This window comes from Steroidobacter sp. (genome assembly GCF_016790065.1).
Lineage (GTDB): Bacteria > Pseudomonadota > Gammaproteobacteria > Steroidobacterales > Steroidobacteraceae > Steroidobacter.
This window is the reverse complement of record NZ_JAEUPY010000461.1, coordinates 1-3,485: the sequence shown is the minus strand read 5'-3', so window position 1 is coordinate 3,485 and position 3,485 is coordinate 1. Positions and strand designations below refer to the sequence as shown.

Genomic DNA, 3,485 nt, shown 5'->3' with positions numbered 1-3,485 from the left:
GACCGGCATCGATCATGATGCCGAAGTACAGGATGGCGAACATCAGCATCACGCCGGTCGGCGCCAGCGTGCGAATGCCCTCGAGCATCATGGTGCCGATGCCCTCGCCGCCGAAACCGGCCACCAGTGCGAATAGCACCGGGATGAGGATCAACGCGACCAGCGGCGACAGGCGCTTGGTCATGATCAGGAACATGAATGTCGCGACCATCCCGAAACCGAGGATCGTCAGCATGGGTAACCCCTGAAGTTGTAGCCGTTAGGGCTATCTAGTTACTTGTCGACGGCCCAACACGGGGTTGGGCCGCCTTGATCGCAGCTCGCTGCGTTACTTGCCCAGACCCGCGAGCGTCTCGCTCACGCTGTCACGGAGCGAATCCTTGATCGGATCGTACTTCGCGTATTCGGGATGCTTCTTCAGCAGCGTGGTCCGCAGCGCGTCTTTGATCGGCGTGGTGCGATCGAAGGTCGCCTGGTTGGGATACTCGGCGATCAGTAACGCCTGCGACTTACCTACCGCGCCCACTTCGCTGTACATGGCATAGCTCGCCAGCAGGCCCGCATCGCGCTGACCTTCCATCAATGGCGCGATATAGCCGTCGGCGAAGTCCTGATACTTGGCGTTATCGACCTTGAGCAGATAGTGGTTGACCTTGAACACCGACTTGCTGGAATCGCGCGGTCGATTGTCACCGTGCGTCAATAACTCCGCGCGCTTGAGTGTCACCGGCGCCGTCACTGCATTCTGCTTGGTCCATGCGGCATAGCTGCCCTCATTGGGGAACTCCAACGTCGCGAGCGACGCAAATCCGGCATCTTTCGCCTGGGTGCTGTCGATCCACAAAGAGTTCGTCACGGTGCCCGCTTCTCGAGCTGCGGCAATTTTCGCTTGCAACCCCGCCGGCGCCTTGGCGCCCACGGGCACAGTGATGATGGCGAACACAGGGCGCGCCAGCGCCGGCAATGCGACTGTCATCGTAAGAGCAACCGCGCCCACGACGCGCGCGATAATTCCAACTGATCGATGCTTCATCTCGGTCTCCTGATCATGACTGTTTGTTCGAGAATCGGCAGCGCGCACGCCGCCGCGAACAAATTTTATTAGATACAAGCTGACGGCAGCTCTACGAGAACCGTCAGCGAATCGTCAGCTCATACATTTGCTACTGGCGCTCCGACAATTGTTCGCGCAAACGAGCTTCGTCGAGATCGCCACTCCACTTGCCGACGACGACTGTCGCGACGCCGTTGCCGATCAGATTGGTAAGCGCACGCGCCTCAGACATGAATCGATCGATGCCACGGATCAGTGCCAACGCTGCCACCGGCACAGTACCCACCGCCGACAATGTCGCCGCGAGCACGATGAAGCCGCTGCCGGTAACACCAGCTGCACCTTTGGATGTGAGCAGCAGCACAGCTAGCAGCGTCAACTGATGCGACAGATCCAGCGGAGTGTCAGTGGCCTGCGCCAGAAACACTGCAGCCATGGTCAGATAAATCGATGTGCCGTCCAAGTTGAAGGAGTAGCCGGTGGGGATCACTAAGCCGACCACCGATTTGCGCACGCCCAGATTCTCCATCTTCGCCAACATCCGCGGCAGCACAGACTCCGAAGACGAAGTGCCCAGCACGATCAGCAACTCATCCTTGATATAGCGAATGAACGCCAGAATGCGAAAACCATGCAGCCGCGCGATGGCACCGAGCACCAGCAGGATGAAAATCAGGCACGTCGCATAGAAACACAGCATCAACTTGCCCAAGGACAGCAGCGTCGCGACGCCGTACTTGCCGATAGTAAAAGCCATCGCGCCGAACGCACCGATAGGCGCCACCTTCATCACCATGTTGACGATGTCGAACAACACGTGCGACACGCGATCGATGAACTGGTACACCAGCGCTTCGCGGCCGCCCAGCCGTTGCAGAGCGAAACCGAACAACAAACCGAACAACAACACCTGCAGAATCTCGTTCTTCGCGAACGCATCCACCACGCTCACTGGAATGATGTTGAGCAGGAACTCGGTGGTGCTCTGCATCTTTCCTGGACCGGCGTATTGACTGACTGCGGCAGCGTCCAGCGTGCTGGCATCGACATGCATGCCGTCGCCGGGACGAACCAAGTTGACGATCACCAAGCCGACGATCAGCGCCACCGTGCTCACGACTTCGAAGTACAGCAGTGCCAGCCCACCGGTTCGGCCCACCTGCTTCATGTGCTCCATGCCGGCGATGCCGGTCACCACCGTGCAGAAGATGATGGGCGCGATCAGCATCTTGATCAGCTTGATGAAGCCATCGCCGAGCGGCTTGAGCGACGCGCCGAGTTCCGGGGCGAAATGGCCCAGCAGTACCCCGCAGACAATCGCCACGAGCACCTGGAAATAAAGCGTCCGATAGAACGGCACGCTGGTAGCTGATGCAGTCAATGAAGCCCCCGGCCGGATGTCTCGTCAGCTGATGGCCGTGCGTCGCCAAGACGCATACGGCCCCACCTCAGTTGGCGGGGAACGTTTGCATCGCTTTGAGCACCAAGTCATTGGTGTAAAGCGCCGCAGGCTCGAGGTTGGAATGCAGCGACGTGTTGCGCCACTGCCCGGCCGGACTGTCATCGAAGGGAAACTTCACGATGGTGTCGACCAACAAGGCCACGTCCTTGTCTGCGAAGGCGTAGTTACCCTGGGCGTAGCTAGGCAGAGTATTCCGAATGCGTTCGATCTCGGCATCGCGCACCTTGCCCTCGAAGTAGTTCGACGGCAGAGCATCGGCGATCTGCTCCGCGGTGGAGCTGTTCACGAAGCGCATGGTCTTCACGAACGCATTCACGATGCGCTGTGCGGTCTCCGGCTGCTGCTCGATGAATGCCGGCGCCATCAGCAAGGATTCCGACGGCAGTGACGCCCCCAGCAGCTCGGTGGTTGCCGCCTTGCTGGTCAAGTCATAGAGTGTCGAAACTCTTTGCGTCGCCCGGATCGCAGCCGTCTGCGGTTCCATGCACGCAACTACGTCCACGCCGCCAGCCTCGAGGCCTTGAATGATTTTCTCTTGCCGCCCGGCTGTTTGCTGAGCCACTGCGACGTAACTGCGAGGTGCCAGTCCTTCGCGAAGTGCCAGATAGTTCATGAGCGTGCTCTTGGTCGCGTAAGCCGCACCTTCAGCAACGTGACGCCCTTTGAGATCCGCGGCACCTCGAATCTGATCCTTGACTCGATTGGCCACCAGCACCGTCATGCCGGGCGCGTCAGTGATTGCCATCACGGCCTTGATCGGCAGGTCATGGCGAGCACCGAACACGGAATGCTGGAACCAGTGATAAGCGACATCGACGCGACCGTCGATCAACGGCTGCTGCATCTCGAAGTCATTGGGCGTGAGCCCGTGAATATCGATCTCTTCCAGCTCCAAGCCTTGCTCGCGCAAGTATCCCAGCGACTCAGCCAGGCGCGGAATCATGGCGCCGTCATCGATGGTCATGCGGA

3 protein-coding genes and 1 pseudogene are annotated in these 3,485 nt (G+C 59.5%); all 4 read right to left on the bottom strand.

Annotation, left to right across the window (positions count from 1 at the left end; genetic code table 11):
- A pseudogene (locus tag JNL55_RS19280) lies at positions 1–235 on the bottom strand (citrate transporter); the annotation flags it as partial.
- 93 nt (positions 236–328) lie between these two features.
- The gene (locus JNL55_RS19275; protein WP_293857365.1) at positions 329–1,033 is read right to left on the bottom strand and encodes a hypothetical protein; all 705 of its coding nucleotides are present in this window, start codon (positions 1,031–1,033) and stop codon (positions 329–331) included.
- A 130-nt stretch (positions 1,034–1,163) separates the two neighbouring features.
- Complete coding sequence (locus JNL55_RS19270; RefSeq protein WP_293857362.1) at positions 1,164–2,435, bottom strand: dicarboxylate/amino acid:cation symporter; 1,272 nt, start codon at positions 2,433–2,435, stop codon at positions 1,164–1,166.
- A 67-nt stretch (positions 2,436–2,502) separates the two neighbouring features.
- Positions 2,503–3,485 (bottom strand): ABC transporter substrate-binding protein (locus tag JNL55_RS19265; protein WP_293857359.1); only part of this gene is annotated, 983 nt, incomplete at its 5' end.